This is a genomic window from Bradyrhizobium sp. ARR65 (genome assembly GCF_000472385.1).
Classification (GTDB): Bacteria; Pseudomonadota; Alphaproteobacteria; order Rhizobiales; family Xanthobacteraceae; genus Bradyrhizobium.
Genome location: NZ_AWZU01000009.1, coordinates 110,944 through 125,800, shown reverse-complemented (window position 1 = coordinate 125,800; position 14,857 = coordinate 110,944). Strand labels below are relative to the sequence as shown.

Here is a 14,857-nt window from a genome sequence, read left to right as displayed (position 1 = left end):
GGATGATGCGGGCATGGTCGCCAGCGATCAGCGCGCGCCTATCGCCTCCGCTCTGGGCATTGGCTTGCGTCGTCGTGCTGCTGGTGAGCATCGCGGCGACTCAGGCTCCGGCGCCGCCGCCAGCACCTGCGCAAACGAACCACACGGCCGATCAGGAGCCGATCACGCCTATACCGCCGCCGCCCGCCGCCGATCCGCTGAAGCTGGCGCTGGGCGAACGCCTGTTCGGTGACGGCCGCCTTTCCGCGACCGGAAATGTCGCCTGCTCGTCCTGTCATGATCTCCGCACCAACGGCGCCGACCGCAACCGGCGCAGGATGGCGCAGGACGGGACGCGGCTGCCGTTCGACACGCCCACGGTGTTCAACGCCGCGCTCAGTTTCCGCCTGAACTGGGAAGGCAATTTTCGCACCCTGGCGGCGCAAGCCGTCTCGTCGATTGAAAGTCCGGGCAATGATATGCACTCGAGTGTCGCCGAGGTCGTTCGCAAGCTGAACGCCGATCCGGCCATCAGCCGGCAGTTTTATGCCGCCTATGGGCAGGCGCCCGATCGCGACAATTTTCTAGATGCGCTCGTGACGTTCGAGCGCTCCTTGCTCACGCCGGGAAGCCGGTTTGATCGCTGGCTCGAAGGTGAGGCGACGGCGCTCTCTTCGGACGAGCTCGAAGGCTATCGCATGTTCAAATCATACGGATGCAGCTCCTGTCACCAGGGGGTCAATGTCGGCGGCAATTTGTTCGAGCGACAGGGTGTGTTTCGGCCCTTAGTTGAAGGACAGCCCAAGATCGTGCGCGTGCCAAGCCTGCGCAACGTCGCGACGACAGCGCCCTATTTTCACGACGGAAGCGCAGCGACGCTCGAAGAGGCGGTGCGCCGGATGGCGGCGGCGCAGCTCGACCGCACGCTCACCGATCAGCAGGTCGCATCCGTGGTGGCGTTCCTCCAGACGCTGACCGGGAATTATCGCGGCAAACCCGTTGTAGGAGCCTCGCCATGAGAGCCGCGCCTGCAACGGCAATCGTCGTCATTCTGGTCGCATTGCTCACCTGGTTCTCGTCGCGCGCCTCCAATCCCGACGCCGAGCTGTTCGACCGCGCCCTCGCCCAGCTCGATCGCTTCGGCATGTTCGAGAACGCGCTGTATCGCGATATTTTCACCGCGCGCGCCGGCATGCTGCGCAACTACGATCCGCTGGTGAGCGAGATCAATGCTCTGCGCGACTCGCTCGAACGTCTGAGCCGTGCATCCGACCTGGATGACGAAACCACGCTGGCCGTCGATCGGCTGGCGCTCTCGCTCGACCGGCAGGAGCAGTTGGTGGAGCTGTTCAAGAGCGAAAACGCGCTGCTGCACAACTCGCTGGCCTTTTTCGGACGTCTCGGCGTCAATTCACTCACGCCGGATCTCGATCCGGCGATCAGCGGGGCCGCCGCCGCGATCCTGCACCTTTCGCTCGATACGTCATCCTCGGCGGTGAGCGACGTCGAGGACCGCTTGAACGAGCTTGACGAGCAGGCCTCTCGCAGTGGCCATGCCGCGGCGGTCGAAGCGCTGCTCGCGCATGGGCGCCTGCTGCACAGGTTGCTGCCCTCCGTCGACAACACGTTGAAGTCCATGCGGGCGCTGCCGGAGAAGCGCGACGAGGAAGCCCTGCGCCGCCTGATCCTGGCGCGCCAGATGACATCGCGCGAGTCCGCCCGATGTTTTCGCCTTTTGCTGTACAGCACCTCGCTTGTGCTGGTGGGGTTCCTCGTTTATCTCGGCATTCGACTGAGATCGGGCGCCCAGGCGCTGCGCCGGCGGGCCGCGCTCGAGCATGTGATCGCCGGCATCTCGATGCGCTTCATCAAGGCATCGCCGCAGAACATCGACAGCGCAATCGACGGCGCATTGGCCGATCTCGCGGCCCATAGCGACTCGGATCGCGTCTATTTCGTGATGTCCGGCCCCCGGCAGCGTTTGCACGTCTGGCATAAGCCCGGCATGGAGCCTCCGCCCGGCTGGCCCGCGCGGGCTCCCGAGCTGGCCCGTCGGATCGGCGCCGGGTCTGATGCCGTCGTCCATATTCCCCGCGTCGGCTCGATGCCGGTAGGCGACGATAAGGCGGCATGCCTTGATGTCGGCCTGGGAGGATGGGCCTGCGCGACCAACGTCGACAGTGCCGGCGTCAGTGTCGCGCTCGGCTTTGACGCCGTCGGCAGGCCCAGTCGCATCTCGCATACAGGCGAGCTCGCGCTGCTGCGAGTGGCGCTCGACACCTTTGTTCAGGCGATCGAGCGGCAATCCATGGAGAAGGAGCGTACGCGCCTGGAAGTGCGCTTGCAGCAGGCGCGGCGCATGGAGAAGATCGGCATCTTCACCAGCGGCATCGCCCACAACTTCAACAACATATTGGGCGGAATTCTCGGTCATTCCGAAGTGATGGAAGAGTATGTCGGTTCGGACGCAAAGCTTGTGCGCAATCTCGGCGCGATCCGGCGCGGCGCGGAGCGGGCGCGAGATCTGGTCGACCAGATCCTGGTTTTCGGCCGGCGCCGCGAGATCGGCCACAAGCCGCTCAGCGTCGGCGCGTTGGTCGCCGAAACCGCGTCCCTCATGGAGGCCTCGCTGCCGCCGGGGCATCGATCTCGTCATTCGGCAGCCACCGGCCGCCACCGTCGTATCCGGCGAGAGTGCGCAGCTCCAGCAGGTGATTCTCAATCTCTGCAACAATGCAGCCAACGCTATGCCGGACGGCGGCCACATCGAGGTCGCAACCGAACTGCACGAGCTGTCGCAGTCGCGTTCGCTGAGCCACGATGAGATCAAGCCGGGCTCTTACGTCTGCGTCGTCGTGTCCGATATCGGCGCGGGCATGGATGAGCTGACGCTGGCGCGGATTTTTGAGCCATTCTTCACGACACGATCGTCCGGCAACGGCCTTGGGCTTGCCACGGTGCGCGAGATCGTCCGCGACCATGGCGGTGCGGTCAACGTGCAAAGCAAATTGGGCGAGGGCAGCCGTTTCGAGGTGTGGTTGCCGCGGTTGGCGGCTGAGCTCACGCCCGAGCCGGGGGCGGGCATCCTTCCGACGGGAGAAGGCCAGACAGTGATGCTTGTGGCGCTGGACGAAGAGCACGTGCTGCGGGACGAGGAGACCCTTGCGGCGCTTGGTTACGAACCGGTCGGATTCGCCACGGCGGAGGCGGCGCTCGCCGCCTGCGCCGCTGCACCCGATCGTTTCGATATGGCGATCATCAGCCAGTTCGGGTCGGTCAGGCAGTCGCTTGAATTGGCGGCCACATTGCATACGGCCGTGCCGCGTCTGCCCATCGTGCTGGCCAACAAGGGTGCGATCGAAGCCGGCGCCGATGTATTGATGGGCGCCGGCGTCGCCGACATCGTGCGCTGGCCCATTGTCGCCGAGGAGATTGCCGTGGCGCTCGCACATTGCGCGGCCGCGGCTAGATCGGAAAAAGCGCCGCAGCGCCGGCTGGCGCGGATCGCGTCCTGCCCGGTGGAATGAGCCGGCCTTGCGGCGGAGGCGTCTGTCTGCTGCCGCCGGATGCTCGGACCTCCGCGGCCGTCCCGAGGCGGACTTTACATGCCGTGACTCTCGAACACTTTCCGGCAGGCCGAGGAAAGCCTGTGGCGGTGCTGCTCCAGACATTGCCGCACCGCGCTGTCATCGCCCAGGACGCGTCGGCAAAAGCGCGAGGCGTCGCGCGAGCAGGCCTGCTGCTCTTGTGGCGTCCCGGCATGATCTTGCGCCAGAACGGAGGACGAGGGCGTAAGCGCCACGATCAACGCGATTGCAAATTTACCCATGTTTCCGATCCAAGAATTTCATCTGCCCAGTGAACGTCCCGAAGTCTCAAAACTTCAAAGAAGCTCGCTTGGTTCCGAGAGCTCGGCTCCTCCCGCGTCGGTCTGCCTGCAACCCCGATGAGATCGTTCGGCGCGTTGAGGACAAGCAGGTGCGCAAGTACGGCACGCTACGTTCACTTCTACACCGAGCGGGCGAGGCTGAACGCGTGTTTGCGCCTGTACGCCCGAGGGCATTCGGCCTAAGCTTGCACCCGTGAGGACCGGCTATGGGCGATTTTGACGATCGGACTCAGGCCAACATGGACGTGGTGCTCGATGAGGTCTGTGCCGAGCTGCCGAACGGCGGCGACCATGAGAGCCGCAAGTTCGTCGCTGAGCAGCTCATCCAGGCTGCGCGCGCCGGAAAGACCACGCTGGGCGAACTGACCTATATCGGCCGGCGCGCCCTGGTTCAGCTCAAGAAAAGGTCCGCGACGCCTGGAGAACAATCCAATGGCGGCTGAGCAATGCTTTGATGCTGGCGAGAGCGTCCGATCAACTCTGAAATCTAGGTCGCGATGTTCCGTCGCCTTGCCCACTCTACGAACTGGCTACAATGACTTGGCTCGTCGGGAAATCATCTCGTTCTTGCGTGCGGTTGCTGCTCGTGCGTCCTGCAAGGACCTGAAAAGGCGATGCGCGCAAAAGCTAATTTCGTGAGCTCTTTCAACCTGATTTGGGTCGTCCAGATCTCACGCAAAAAATAAATCGCTTTGCGCTTTACCCAAATCAGTCGCATCCTCCTCGCGTTCCGCCTCGGCAAGAGGGACGTACGCGTCGTCACGGACGTTGAGTGCGGGATGCGGTGGACGCGAGGGAGCCGAAAGACGAACGGCTCTTTCGTGGACGGCGAAGTCGTGTGGTCCTGGCGCCCCAAGGCTGGCGCTAAGTCGCGAAAGATGCGTAAGCGCATCGCGCGGATGACGGTGACAACAAAGTCTGGCTCACCGGGGAGAGCTCGAAGTAAGCCGTAAACCACTGCGCAGGGAAGGCCGGAGTGAACCCGGCTGTACCTGTGGTTGCTCCCGTGTGCATTTCTTTGCGCATCTGCCGCACACGGGGCCATGGGTGCGGCGGACACCCGGCCTTCCCTGCGCCCTCTGTTGTCGACAGGGACGAGGAGATGCAAAACTCGGGCGCGTGTCGCGCGGCGAGAACGACAAGTCGTATCGCCGTCTTTGTCGTGGCGCATCCTTCGAGGCGCGGCGTCGGACAGGCGCTCGGAAAATTGCATCAGGCGCTCCGTGTCACGTGGATCGGAAGTACCGCATGGAGTACGCTGGAGACACCAAGCGCGCAGGCAAGACGCGCCTCATTATCGACAAGCCGGAAGGAGGAACCCATGTATGCCGCGATCCGTCAGGCCAAGGCAAAAGCGGGAAGTGCCGAGGAGCTGGCGCGCCGGATCAAGGAGGGCGCCATTCCCATCATCAGCGACGTTGAGGGCTTTATGGGTTACTATGTCGTCTATGCCGGCGACGACACGGTCACGGCGATCAGCATCTTCAACAAATACGAGCAGGCCGAGGAGGCGAACCGGCGCGCGCTCGCCTGGGGCGAGCAAAATCTCGCGCCCCTGCTGGTCGGCCCTACGACCGCAGTCGCCGGCCCGGTGATCGTGCATACGCTGGCGTGAGCGCAATGGCTGGTCATGGCCCGCGAAGACGGCCATCCAGTATTCCCAGAGACGGCAATGGTGCTCTTGAGAGAGCGCGGCGTACTTGATAGCCCGCATGCGCGGGATATCACGGTGGCGTGTGATGTGGGCAGCGAAGGCCCTCACAGCTCCCTTGCATTGGAAAACACAAATGAGCTCACCCGCCGCGTGTTCTCGTCCAAGATCAGCGTGCGCGTGATCGGGGGCTCGGCGCGTTGGCTGCAGTTTTCGCGTTCGCAGAGGCGGCAGTTGACGCCAATCGGCGTGCCTTCCGTCTTCTCCAGATCCATGCCGGCGGCGTAGACGAGTTTTGACGCATGGCGGATCTCGCAACCCAGACCGATCGCAAAACGCGGCTGCGGCAAAGGATGCGGCGCGATGGGGCGGCGCACCATCTGCGCGATGGAGAAATAACGCGTGCCGTCAGGCAGTTCGATCACCTGCTTGAGCAGCCGGTCCGGGGTGTCGAAGGTCGAATGCACGTTCCACAGCGGGCAGGTGCCGCCGAATTTCGAGAACGGAAAGGTGCCGGAGGAGAAGCGCTTGGAGACGTTGCCGGCATTGTCGACACGCAGCATGAAAAAGGGAATGCCGCGCGCGTTCGGGCGCTGCAGTGTGGTCAGGCGATGGCAGACCTGCTCGAAGCCCGCATTGAACCGCTGCGCCAGCACGTGCAGGTCGTAGCTCAGTGCTTCGGCCGCGGAGAGGAAAGCCTGGTAGGGCATCATCACCGCGGCCGCAAAATAGTTCGCGAGCGTAATCCGGTAGAGCCGGCGCGGCGCGTCATCCAGTGCGCCGGCGCGGCCGACCAGGGTCTCGAACAGGGGGGCGCATTCGGCAAGGCCGATCTGGAACGCAAGCTGGAAAGTGCGCGCCGAGCCGTCCACCAGCTCGGAAATCAGAAGCTGCCGCCGGTGGCGGTCGAACCGGCGCAGCGTCTCGCGCATCACGTCGACCGGCATGATGCGGGTGGTGATGGAATGTTTTTCGCGCAGCCGTGCGACCAGGGCTCCATAGAGGCCCTCGGCGGGCGCGTTCAGTTCGTCGCGCAGATTTTCCGCGGACTGTTCGAGCTCGGCGAAGTAATTGCGGTTGGCCTCGATCAGCTCGCGCACGCGCTCGATCGGATTGGTCTCGAAACGGCTGGCGACGTCGCGGTCGGCCATTTGCGCCGCCACCAGCGTCTCGCCGCGCCGCGCCTCGGTATAGGCGGCGTAGAGCCGCTGCAGCGCATGGGTAACGCCAGGGCAGAGCTCGGCGAGGTCGCGCAATTCCTGCTTGGGCAGCTCGATCTGGCGGAACAGGGGGTCGGAAAAGATCTCGTTCAACTCGGCGAAGAAACGATCTTCGTCCGCGGTGGCGAGGTCGCGCAGGTCGAGGTCGTAGGCCTCCGCCAGCCGCAACAGGATCTGCGCCGTGACCGGGCGCTGGTTACGCTCGATCAGGTTGATGTAGCTCGGCGAGATGCCGAGTCCTTCCGCGATCTGGGTCTGGGACAGGCCGAGCTGCTGGCGGATGCGGCGGAAGCGCGGACCGACGAACAGCTTCTTTCCGGTATCGCCAGGCATGGCAGTCTCATTGACCTATATTTGTGACAAAATTTACAAAATGACATTTGACACGGGCGAGTATGTTACATCGCATCACCAATCAAAAGCAAGGAAACTGTACTTATTGACCTGATTCGCGTTTACCTCCTGACACGCATTTCGCAATGCACTGTCACGATTGTGGAGAGAAAAATGGCGAAGACCTTTGAGCAACTCGTGCCTGCGCCGACAGGCCGTTTTGACGGCATCACCCGTCCCTACAGCTCGGCTGAGGTAGAGCGGCTCCGCGGCTCCGTGCCGATCGCCTATACGCTCGCCGAGCGCGGCGCCAACCGGTTGTGGAAGGCCCTGCAGACCGAGCCCTATATCCATTCGCTGGGCGCGGTCACCGGCAACCAGGCGATGCAGCAGGCGCGCGCTGGCCTGCCCGCGATCTATCTCTCGGGCTGGCAGGTTGCCGCCGATGCCAACACCGCTGGCGCGATGTACCCGGACCAGAGCCTCTATCCGGCCAACGCCGGCCCCGAGCTCTGCCGCCGCATCAACCGCGCCCTGCAGCGGGCTGACCAGATCGAGCACTCCGAAGGCGGCGCCAAGATCGACTGGTTCCTGCCGATCGTCGCCGACGCGGAAGCCGGCTTCGGGGGGCCGCTCAACGCGTTCGAGATCATGAAGGCCTATATCGAGGCGGGCGCGGCCGGCGTTCACTTCGAGGATCAGCTCGCATCGGAAAAGAAGTGCGGCCACATGGGCGGCAAGGTCTTGATCCCGACCGCGGCCCATGAGCGCAACCTGATCGCGGCGCGTCTGGCTGCCGACGTCTGCGGCGTGCCGACCTTCGTGATGGCGCGCACGGATGCGGAAAGCGCAAAGCTGATCACCTCCGATATCGACGAGCGCGACCGCGAGTTCATCACCGGCGAGCGCACCGCGGAAGGCTTCTACCGCTTAAAGCCGGGCACGGGTCTCGCGCATTGCATCAAGCGCGGCCTCTCCTTCGCGAAATATGCGGACCTGTTGTGGTGGGAGACCTCGACGCCGAACCTTGAAGATGCCAAGGCGTTCGCGGAGGCCGTGCGCAAGGTCTATCCGAACAAGATGCTCGCCTATAACTGCTCGCCCTCGTTCAACTGGGAGGCCAACATCGACAAGGCGACGATCGCAAAATTCCAGCGCGAGATCGGCGCGATGGGCTACAAATTCCAGTTTGTGACGCTGGCGGGCTTCCACTCGCTCAACCACGGCATGTTCGAGCTGGCGCGTGGCTACAAGACCGAGGGCATGGCGGCCTATTCCCGCCTGCAGCAGGCCGAGTTCGCCTCGGAGAAGTTCGGCTACTCGGCAACGCGCCACCAGCGCGAGGTCGGTACCGGTTATTTCGACCTGGTCTCGACCACCATCACCGGTGGCCAGTCGTCGACCACGGCGCTGCACGACTCGACCGAAACCGCGCAGTTCAAGTCGCAAGGTTCGGACATCCACGTTCAGGCTGCAGAATAGCTTTTGAGGAGGAGATCATGACCAAAGGCAGCAATTTCTGGGTGATTGGCGGTGAGTTCGGCTCGATGAACTTCCACAAGCTCGTGGAAGGCTCGGCCCAGGTCAAAGGTCCATTCAAGACCCGCAAGGAAGCCGAGGACTGCTGGCGCGAGGTGTCGGAAGAACACCGTCACAAGGCCGGCGTGCGCTTCTCGATCGTGGAGGAGCCCAGCCGCATCGCGGCGGCCTGACAGGCCTCATGGCCGGGTAGAGCATGATCCGGAAAAGTGGGTACCGGTTTTCCGATAGGATCATGCTCCAGAAATAAAATGCCCAAGGCAGGCGGCTTCATCCGGATCCCCGGGTGGGGCCGTTTGCCTTTTCATCCCCAGGGAGATAAGTCCTTGAGAATAAAGCTGCTTTGCGCGGGTTCTGGTTACTGATAGGCTAATGGGGTCAAAACCCACCTTTTTAAGGCCGTCAGATGTCAGAGGCGCAAACTACGCAAAGCACAGCCGAGAGCCGGCCGATCAGCTTGCGCGATGCGCTCCGCAAGGCGCGGATCGAGGCCGCCGACCGCACCGGTGTCGTGGTCGATCTGCGCGATGCGGAAGTGGCGCGGCTGGAAATCCTGAACGAGGCGCTCGATCCCGTGTTCGCGCAGGTGCCAGGAGAGATCGATCTGTTCGATCGCGGCATCAGCCAGGGCGAAACGCCGCGGTTATGGATCGATGTTGTGGCCCATATCGTGATGGGACGCGACAAGCGCATCTACCGCTTCGTACAGGACACGCGCTTTGGCCGCATCGTGCTTGCGGAGTCGCACGACGTGCCGGCCATCGTCGAGGCGGTGACCGATTATGTCGCCCGCCGCATGATCGAGCGCGAACATGCGCTGGCCGCGACGCCGGCGCCCAAGCCGATCGCGGCCGAGAAGCGGCGGCGCCATGGCTTCTGGGTGTTCGCGTTCGGCTTCGTGCTCGGCGCGCTGGCGCTGTTCGCGCTCGCGCTGGTTGCTGCCTTGCAGAATCTGTAGGATGCCCACCGTCAATCCGGGTTCGATGCTACGCATCGTCCCGGAATGACGAGAGAGCCTTATATCAACCGCGTGCGATTGAGCTCCACAACGTGCAGTGTCTCGTTCATGCCGCGCACGATTTGCTCGCAGCGCCAGCCGTTGCCCTCGCGTGCGATCGAGAACAGGTTGTATGCGGCGGCGGGATGGCGGCCATGGGGAAGCGCAGAGGCCGACGGCACGCCGATGGCGGGAATCTTGCCGTCCGGTCCGTCGATCCAGATGGTGGAGTGAATGTGGTCGTGACCGTGCAGGATCAGTTGTACGCCGTGCCGGCGCAGGATGGCGCGCAGTCCGGCCGCATCAGTCAGCCGCTTGATGTAGGAATCCGAGCGCAGCGGATGATGCACCAGGAGCACGCGAAACAGCGGTTCGGCGGACAATTGGTCGAGCAAGCTTGCGAGCGCCGCAAGCTGGCCGCGCCCCAGCGTGCCGGTCGCGAAGAACGGCGGCGTCGGCAGCGCGGAGGAGAGGCTGATCAGCGCAAGCGGACCGCGCCGGCGCAGCGACGGAAAGCGCGCATTGGCCGTGGCCGCGTCGCCGCGCAGATAGTCCGCGAAGATCTGATCAAAGCAATGGCTGGTCGCGCGCACATAAGCGTCGTGATTGCCGGGGATGGCGGTCACCTGCTCGGGCCTGCCGATCGACTGCAGCCAGCGGGCCGCAGGCGCAAATTCAGCGCTCAGCGCGAGATTGACGAGATCGCCGGTGACTGCGATGTGGTCGGGCGCCTGCGTCTTGAGGTCCGCGGCCAGGGCATCAAGCACGTCGCGACGGTGATATTTATGGCGATTACGCGTCCAGTTGAGATAGCCCAGCGCACGCTTGCCCATGAGCTCGGACAGGCGCGGCGCGGGCATCGGCGGCAGATGCGGATCCGACAGATGTGCAAGGGTGAAGGTGGCCGTCATCCAATCCCCTGTCGCGCAACTGTAAGCGATTGCATGGCTACCACGTGAGACCTTTCCGAATGCTCATCTATTCGCAAGCCACTGGCGCCGGCGCAACTGTAAACGCCGACGGGGGAGACGCATGACGGGCAAGGGGGAGGGCTTGCGAAGGCGGATGGAGCCGTGGCTACGGCGGCTGTTTCACTTCTATTGGCGCTTCGCCCGCGGTATGACGCTGGGCGTGCGTGCCGTGGTGCTGGACGGCGAGAACCGCATCTTCCTGGTCTTGCACAGCTATGTCTCCGGCTGGCATCTGCCGGGTGGCGGCGTCGAGGTCGGCGAGAGCCTCACGGAGGCGCTGAAACGCGAATTGATGGAGGAGGGACGCATCGAGCTTGCCGCGCCGCCGGCGCTGCACGGCGTATTCTTCAACAGCCACGTGTCCCGACGCGACCATGTCGTGGTCTATGTGGTCAGAAGCTACCGCCAGGACCGCCTGCCCGGGCCCAATCGCGAAATTGCCGCCTGCGGCTTCTTCGCGCCCGATGCCCTCCCGGAGGGCACCACCAAAGGTACGCGCCTGCGGATAGCGGAAGTGCTTGAGGGTAAGCCAACCATTGCGACGTGGCGGTGATGTCACGTGGCAGTGGATGATAAGCCTGTCGGAGGGGCGGCCAAGGCTCTGGTCGTGATATGCAGCCGGGGGCCTGGTGCACCTCCATGGACGGACGTTTTCGAAAATGAGCCTGTCATCGCTGCGGATTGCCGTTCTGATCCCCTGCTTCAACGAGGAGGCGGCGATCGCGACCGTGGTCGGTGATTTTCGCAAGGCGCTGCCTGCTGCGGAAATCTATGTCTACGACAACAATTCGCGCGACCGGACCGCGGCTGTCGCCCGTGAGTCCGGGGCGACCGTGCGCAGCGAACGGCGGCAAGGCAAAGGGCATGTGGTGCGGCGCATGTTCGCCGACGTCGACGCGGACGTCTACGTGCTGGTGGATGGGGACGCCACCTACGACGCGCCGAGCGCGCCGCGCATGATCGAGCGGCTGGTGCATGAGCATCTCGACATGGTGGTGGGGCTGCGAGTCGATCAGGTCCAAGCCGCCTATCGCCGGGGCCACCGCACCGGCAACTGGATGTTGACCAGCTTCCTGTCCTCGGTGTTCGGCCAGGCCTTCAAGGACATTCTGTCCGGCTATCGGGTGTTCTCGCGCCGTTTCGTCAAGTCCTTCCCGGTGCTGTCGGATGGTTTCGAGATCGAAACCGAATTGACGGTCCACGCCCTCGAACTGGCGCTGCCTGTTGCGGAGGTCGAGACGCCCTATTTCGCTCGCCCCGAGGGCTCGTTCAGCAAGCTGAATACTTGGCGCGACGGTTTTCGGATTCTCGGTACCATCCTCAAACTCTACCGCTCGGAAAAGCCGCTGCGATTCTTCACCGCCATCGGCATTTTCCTGGCATTGGTGTCGGTCGGGCTCGCGATCCCGATCTTCATCACCTATCTCGAACAAGGAGTCGTTCCCCGCCTGCCGACCGCGGTGTTGTCGACCGGCCTCATGATCGTGGCGATCCTTTCAGTCTCCTCGGGGCTCGTGCTCGACACCGTGACGCGGGGGCGACGCGAAATGAAGCTGCTTGCCTATCTCTCGCAGCCGCCCGTCAACAAGTCCTGATGCGTTTCGGTTCATTTGGGGCGTGTGGGGCAATGGACCGCACGCGCTGCGGATGCTAAGGCGCGTTCGCATGAATGATTTGTCCCTGACCATCGCGCCGGAAGACCCGAAGGACGCCCAGGCGATCGAACGCTTGCTCGAACGCACCTTTGGCCCCGGCCGTTTCGTGCTTAGCGCCTACCGTCTGCGCGAGCATGTCGACCATTTGCTCGATCTCTCCTTCACCGCCCGTATCGGCACGCTCCTGGTCGGGTCGGTGCGGCAATTACCGATCTGCGTCGGCGATACCAAGGCTCTGCTGCTTGGGCCGCTCACCGTCGAGCCGCCGTTTCGCGGCCGCGGTGTCGGGCGCGCGCTGCTCGAGCGCGCGCTCAAGGAGGCGAAGGCCAAAGGCCATGGCCTTGTGCTGCTGGTGGGCGACGAGCCCTACTACAGCCAGGTTGGCTTCAGGAAAGTGCCGAAGGGCAGGGCGACCATGCCGGGACCGGTCGACTACGATCGGCTCTTGGTCGCCGAACTCGCCGATAATGCCTTTGAGGGCGTCTCCGGGGCGATCCGCCCCGACTGGGATTTTGCGAAATAGTGCGAGGCCCGCTTGCCGTCTGACGGTTTCAACGCCCCTCGCGCAGCCAGGTCGCGGCGAACGCGCCGAGCAGCAACAAGAGCCCGATCAGCCCGGCAAAGATCGGCAGCACGCCGACGCCTTTGACGACGCTGGCATCGCGCATCCGTACACCCATCCAGCCTTCGCCATGGAAAACGCCGGACGAATGCACGCCCACGATGCGCGGCAACTCGACGCTTGACCCGTCCGCGACGCGCCTCGCATCGCCGCCCGTCGCTTGCGCGAGCGGCTTCAGCGTATCGGTCGTGGAGGTGACTTCCGAGAATTCCTTGGGATTGGTGGGGCCGACATTGATCAGCGCCTTCAGCGTGCCATCCGTCGCCTGCCACAGCCCAAGCTCGCTCGCCGGCAGCGTCGCGCGCCATTGGCCCGGTTCGCCCTCGCTGAGCGTCAACTCCTTGGTGGCGCCGGACGGGGAGGTCACGGTGACAGGCGAGACGCTGTCGGCCATGGTCTGGCGGATCACTTCAAGATCGTGACCTTGAACCTTCAGGCGCAGTGCTTCTTCGTCGAGATCCGGCTGCTTCATTAGCCAATGCGACATGCGCCGCAACAGATCGAGATGAGGGCCGCCCTCCTCGTAGCCGCGCGCCCATAGCCAGATATGGTCGGTCAGCAGCAGCGCGACACGTCCCTCGCCGTAATGCGACAGGAGGAGCAGCGGCTTTCCGTCGGCCCCGGTCATGACCGGCGCCGTGGTTGCATTGCGCGTATCGACCGTGCGGAAGAAGCGGCTCCAATGCGGCGGCTCGCTCGCCGACCCTTCAAGCCCGCGCGTCACCGGATGACGTTTGCCGGCATCGGAGAGGTGCGCGTAGAACGGCTTTTCGGTGACGCCAACGGGCTCCGCCGGCAACACCGAATCCAGCGGCGTGCGCCAGATGCTGGTGTTGGAGGCGTAGTCGGGACCCGCCGAGACCAGCACCGCGCCGCCCGAGCGCACATAGCGCGCGATATTGTCGAAATAGGCGACCGGCAGCACGCCTTGCCGCGCGTAGCGATCGAAGATGATCAACTGGAATTCGTTGATCTTCTGCTGGAACAATTCGCGGGTCGGGAAGGCGATCAGCGACAATTCATTGATCGGCGTGCCATCCTGCTTTTCGGGCGGGCGCAGAATGGTGAAATGCACGAGATCGACACTGGCGTCCGATTTCAAGAGGTTGCGCCAGGTGCGCTCGCCCGAATGCGGCTCGCCGGAGACGAGCAGCACCCGCAACTTGTCGCGCACGCCGTCGATCGCAACCACCGCGCGGTTGTTCACGGGCGTGAGCTCGTTCTCCAGCGGCGAGGCCTCGATCTCGACGATGTTCGGCCCCTCATGCTTGATGTCGACGTCGACGCTCGAGGTCTGGCCGCTCTGCAAGGTGCGCTCGCTGATAGTTTCGCCATCGCGGCGGATCGTGACCTTGGCGCGCTCGCCGGTCACGCCCTGGTCGTCGAGCCGGTACGTGATGGTCTGCGTTTGCCCGACGATGCCGAAGCGTGGCGCGGCGGTCACGGCGATGCGGCGGTCGCGTTCGTTCTTCGCTCCAGTGACCAGGGCGTGGACGGGGGCCTGAAAGCCCAGCGCGCTGGCATTGGCGGGAATGTCGTGCACGCGCCCGTCGGTGACCAGGAACGCGCCGGCGACGCGATCGACCGGAACGTCCGACAGCGCCGAGGACAGTGCGCCGAACAGATGGGTACCGTCCGTCTCGCCGTCTGCCTGTCCGGCTTCGACGACGCGGACCTCCAGCCCCTTGATCTTCTTCAAGGCGTCGACGAGTTCGGTGCGGGCCTGTTCGGTCTGCTTGTTACGGTCGCCGAAATTCTGGCTGGGACTCTTGTCGACCACGACCGCGACCACCGAGCTCAGCGGTTCGCGGTCCTGGCGGGTGAATGACGGGTTGGCGAGCGCCAGCACGATGAGCGCAAGCGCCGCAACGCGCACCGCCGCGCCCCGCGCACGTGCGACCAGAAGCACCGCCGCCACCACGACGATCGCGCCGATCGCGATCCAGAGCACGAGCGAGGGAACAAGCGGCGTAAACGCGATACCGTAGTTCATAATGCTAA

Annotated in this window: 15 protein-coding genes; 11 read left to right on the top strand and 4 right to left on the bottom strand. The window is 64.0% G+C overall.

From position 1 onward, the window contains the following. Positions 1 to 2 precede the first annotated feature (2 nt). The 3 genes from F758_RS0113120 to F758_RS0113110 are packed head-to-tail and all read left to right on the top strand — an operon-like array spanning position 3 to position 3,506. Positions 3 to 998 (top strand): cytochrome-c peroxidase, encoded by a 996-nt coding sequence (locus F758_RS0113120; RefSeq protein ID WP_349542667.1) that lies wholly within the window; start codon positions 3 to 5, stop codon positions 996 to 998. Further along, positions 995 to 2,803 (top strand): DAHL domain-containing protein, encoded by a 1,809-nt coding sequence (locus tag F758_RS0113115; RefSeq protein WP_024508297.1) that lies wholly within the window; start codon positions 995 to 997, stop codon positions 2,801 to 2,803. The genes F758_RS0113120 and F758_RS0113115 overlap by 4 nt, the downstream gene beginning before the upstream one ends. Further along, complete coding sequence (locus F758_RS0113110; RefSeq protein WP_024508296.1) at positions 2,727 to 3,506, top strand: ATP-binding protein; 780 nt, start codon at positions 2,727 to 2,729, stop codon at positions 3,504 to 3,506. Before F758_RS0113115 ends, F758_RS0113110 begins: the two co-directional genes overlap by 77 nt. Before the next feature lie 74 nt (positions 3,507 to 3,580). On the opposite strand, the gene F758_RS0113105 is transcribed toward F758_RS0113110, so the two are convergent. Beyond that, positions 3,581 to 3,808, bottom strand: coding sequence for a cysteine rich repeat-containing protein (locus F758_RS0113105; RefSeq protein ID WP_024508295.1), 228 nt, complete (start codon positions 3,806 to 3,808; stop codon positions 3,581 to 3,583). 266 nt (positions 3,809 to 4,074) lie between these two features. Here F758_RS0113105 and F758_RS0113100 point away from each other — a divergent pair, with 266 nt between their 5' ends. Both F758_RS0113100 and F758_RS0113095 read left to right on the top strand, forming a co-directional pair. Continuing rightward, positions 4,075 to 4,311 carry a hypothetical protein gene (locus F758_RS0113100; protein ID WP_024508294.1) on the top strand — a complete coding sequence of 79 codons (237 nt, stop codon included), beginning with the start codon at positions 4,075 to 4,077 and terminating at the stop codon, positions 4,309 to 4,311. Positions 4,312 to 5,189: 878 nt separating this feature from the next. Beyond that, positions 5,190 to 5,483 carry an antibiotic biosynthesis monooxygenase gene (locus F758_RS0113095; protein ID WP_024508293.1) on the top strand — a complete coding sequence of 98 codons (294 nt, stop codon included), beginning with the start codon at positions 5,190 to 5,192 and terminating at the stop codon, positions 5,481 to 5,483. A gap of 143 nt (positions 5,484 to 5,626) precedes the next feature. Here the strand turns inward: F758_RS0113095 and F758_RS0113090 are convergent, their stop codons facing one another. Continuing rightward, the gene (locus tag F758_RS0113090) at positions 5,627 to 7,072 is read right to left on the bottom strand and encodes a helix-turn-helix domain-containing protein (RefSeq protein WP_024508292.1); all 1,446 of its coding nucleotides are present in this window, start codon (positions 7,070 to 7,072) and stop codon (positions 5,627 to 5,629) included. A gap of 174 nt (positions 7,073 to 7,246) precedes the next feature. Here F758_RS0113090 and aceA point away from each other — a divergent pair, with 174 nt between their 5' ends. The 3 genes from aceA to F758_RS0113075 all read left to right on the top strand — a co-directional run bounded on the left by aceA (position 7,247) and on the right by F758_RS0113075 (position 9,569). After that, positions 7,247 to 8,554 (top strand): isocitrate lyase, encoded by a 1,308-nt coding sequence (gene aceA, locus F758_RS0113085; protein WP_024508291.1) that lies wholly within the window; start codon positions 7,247 to 7,249, stop codon positions 8,552 to 8,554. A gap of 17 nt (positions 8,555 to 8,571) precedes the next feature. Next, positions 8,572 to 8,784, top strand: coding sequence for a DUF4170 domain-containing protein (locus F758_RS0113080; RefSeq protein ID WP_024508290.1), 213 nt, complete (start codon positions 8,572 to 8,574; stop codon positions 8,782 to 8,784). 233 nt (positions 8,785 to 9,017) lie between these two features. Then, positions 9,018 to 9,569 (top strand): hypothetical protein, encoded by a 552-nt coding sequence (locus tag F758_RS0113075; RefSeq protein WP_024508289.1) that lies wholly within the window; start codon positions 9,018 to 9,020, stop codon positions 9,567 to 9,569. Between the two features lie 59 nt (positions 9,570 to 9,628). Here the strand turns inward: F758_RS0113075 and F758_RS0113070 are convergent, their stop codons facing one another. Next, positions 9,629 to 10,519, bottom strand: coding sequence for a metallophosphoesterase family protein (locus tag F758_RS0113070; RefSeq protein ID WP_024508288.1), 891 nt, complete (start codon positions 10,517 to 10,519; stop codon positions 9,629 to 9,631). A 121-nt stretch (positions 10,520 to 10,640) separates the two neighbouring features. Between F758_RS0113070 and F758_RS0113065 the strand changes: the two genes are divergently transcribed. The 3 genes from F758_RS0113065 (at position 10,641) to F758_RS0113055 (ending at position 12,757) form a co-directional block, all read left to right on the top strand. After that, complete coding sequence (locus F758_RS0113065; protein WP_024508287.1) at positions 10,641 to 11,132, top strand: NUDIX domain-containing protein; 492 nt, start codon at positions 10,641 to 10,643, stop codon at positions 11,130 to 11,132. A gap of 106 nt (positions 11,133 to 11,238) precedes the next feature. Then, entirely contained in the window at positions 11,239 to 12,174 is a 936-nt protein-coding gene (locus tag F758_RS0113060) for a glycosyltransferase family 2 protein (RefSeq protein ID WP_024508286.1), read from the top strand. A 70-nt stretch (positions 12,175 to 12,244) separates the two neighbouring features. Beyond that, positions 12,245 to 12,757, top strand: coding sequence for a GNAT family N-acetyltransferase (locus tag F758_RS0113055; RefSeq protein WP_024508285.1), 513 nt, complete (start codon positions 12,245 to 12,247; stop codon positions 12,755 to 12,757). A 28-nt stretch (positions 12,758 to 12,785) separates the two neighbouring features. Here F758_RS0113055 and F758_RS0113050 read toward each other — a convergent pair whose 3' ends face one another. Then, positions 12,786 to 14,849, bottom strand: a complete 2,064-nt coding sequence (locus F758_RS0113050) for a membrane protein (protein ID WP_024508284.1) — start codon at positions 14,847 to 14,849, stop codon at positions 12,786 to 12,788. Between the last annotated feature and the right edge of the window lie 8 nt (positions 14,850 to 14,857).

Excerpts from the sequence above, each read along its gene's own strand:
- F758_RS0113095 (WP_024508293.1), top strand. The coding sequence starts at position 5,190 with ATGTATGCCGCGATCCGTCAGGCCAAGGCAAAAGCGGGAAGTGCCGAG.
- F758_RS0113070 (WP_024508288.1), bottom strand. The coding sequence starts at position 10,519 with ATGACGGCCACCTTCACCCTTGCACATCTGTCGGATCCGCATCTGCCG.
- F758_RS0113050 (WP_024508284.1), bottom strand. The coding sequence starts at position 14,849 with ATGAACTACGGTATCGCGTTTACGCCGCTTGTTCCCTCGCTCGTGCTC.
- F758_RS0113065 (WP_024508287.1), top strand. The coding sequence starts at position 10,641 with ATGACGGGCAAGGGGGAGGGCTTGCGAAGGCGGATGGAGCCGTGGCTA.
- aceA (WP_024508291.1), top strand. The coding sequence starts at position 7,247 with ATGGCGAAGACCTTTGAGCAACTCGTGCCTGCGCCGACAGGCCGTTTT.
- F758_RS0113100 (WP_024508294.1), top strand. The coding sequence starts at position 4,075 with ATGGGCGATTTTGACGATCGGACTCAGGCCAACATGGACGTGGTGCTC.
- F758_RS0113090 (WP_024508292.1), bottom strand. The coding sequence starts at position 7,072 with ATGCCTGGCGATACCGGAAAGAAGCTGTTCGTCGGTCCGCGCTTCCGC.
- F758_RS0113055 (WP_024508285.1), top strand. The coding sequence starts at position 12,245 with ATGAATGATTTGTCCCTGACCATCGCGCCGGAAGACCCGAAGGACGCC.
- F758_RS0113105 (WP_024508295.1), bottom strand. The coding sequence starts at position 3,808 with ATGGGTAAATTTGCAATCGCGTTGATCGTGGCGCTTACGCCCTCGTCC.
- F758_RS0113080 (WP_024508290.1), top strand. The coding sequence starts at position 8,572 with ATGACCAAAGGCAGCAATTTCTGGGTGATTGGCGGTGAGTTCGGCTCG.
- F758_RS0113075 (WP_024508289.1), top strand. The coding sequence starts at position 9,018 with ATGTCAGAGGCGCAAACTACGCAAAGCACAGCCGAGAGCCGGCCGATC.
- F758_RS0113110 (WP_024508296.1), top strand. The coding sequence starts at position 2,727 with ATGCCGGACGGCGGCCACATCGAGGTCGCAACCGAACTGCACGAGCTG.
- F758_RS0113115 (WP_024508297.1), top strand. The coding sequence starts at position 995 with ATGAGAGCCGCGCCTGCAACGGCAATCGTCGTCATTCTGGTCGCATTG.
- F758_RS0113060 (WP_024508286.1), top strand. The coding sequence starts at position 11,239 with ATGAGCCTGTCATCGCTGCGGATTGCCGTTCTGATCCCCTGCTTCAAC.
- F758_RS0113120 (WP_349542667.1), top strand. The coding sequence starts at position 3 with ATGATGCGGGCATGGTCGCCAGCGATCAGCGCGCGCCTATCGCCTCCG.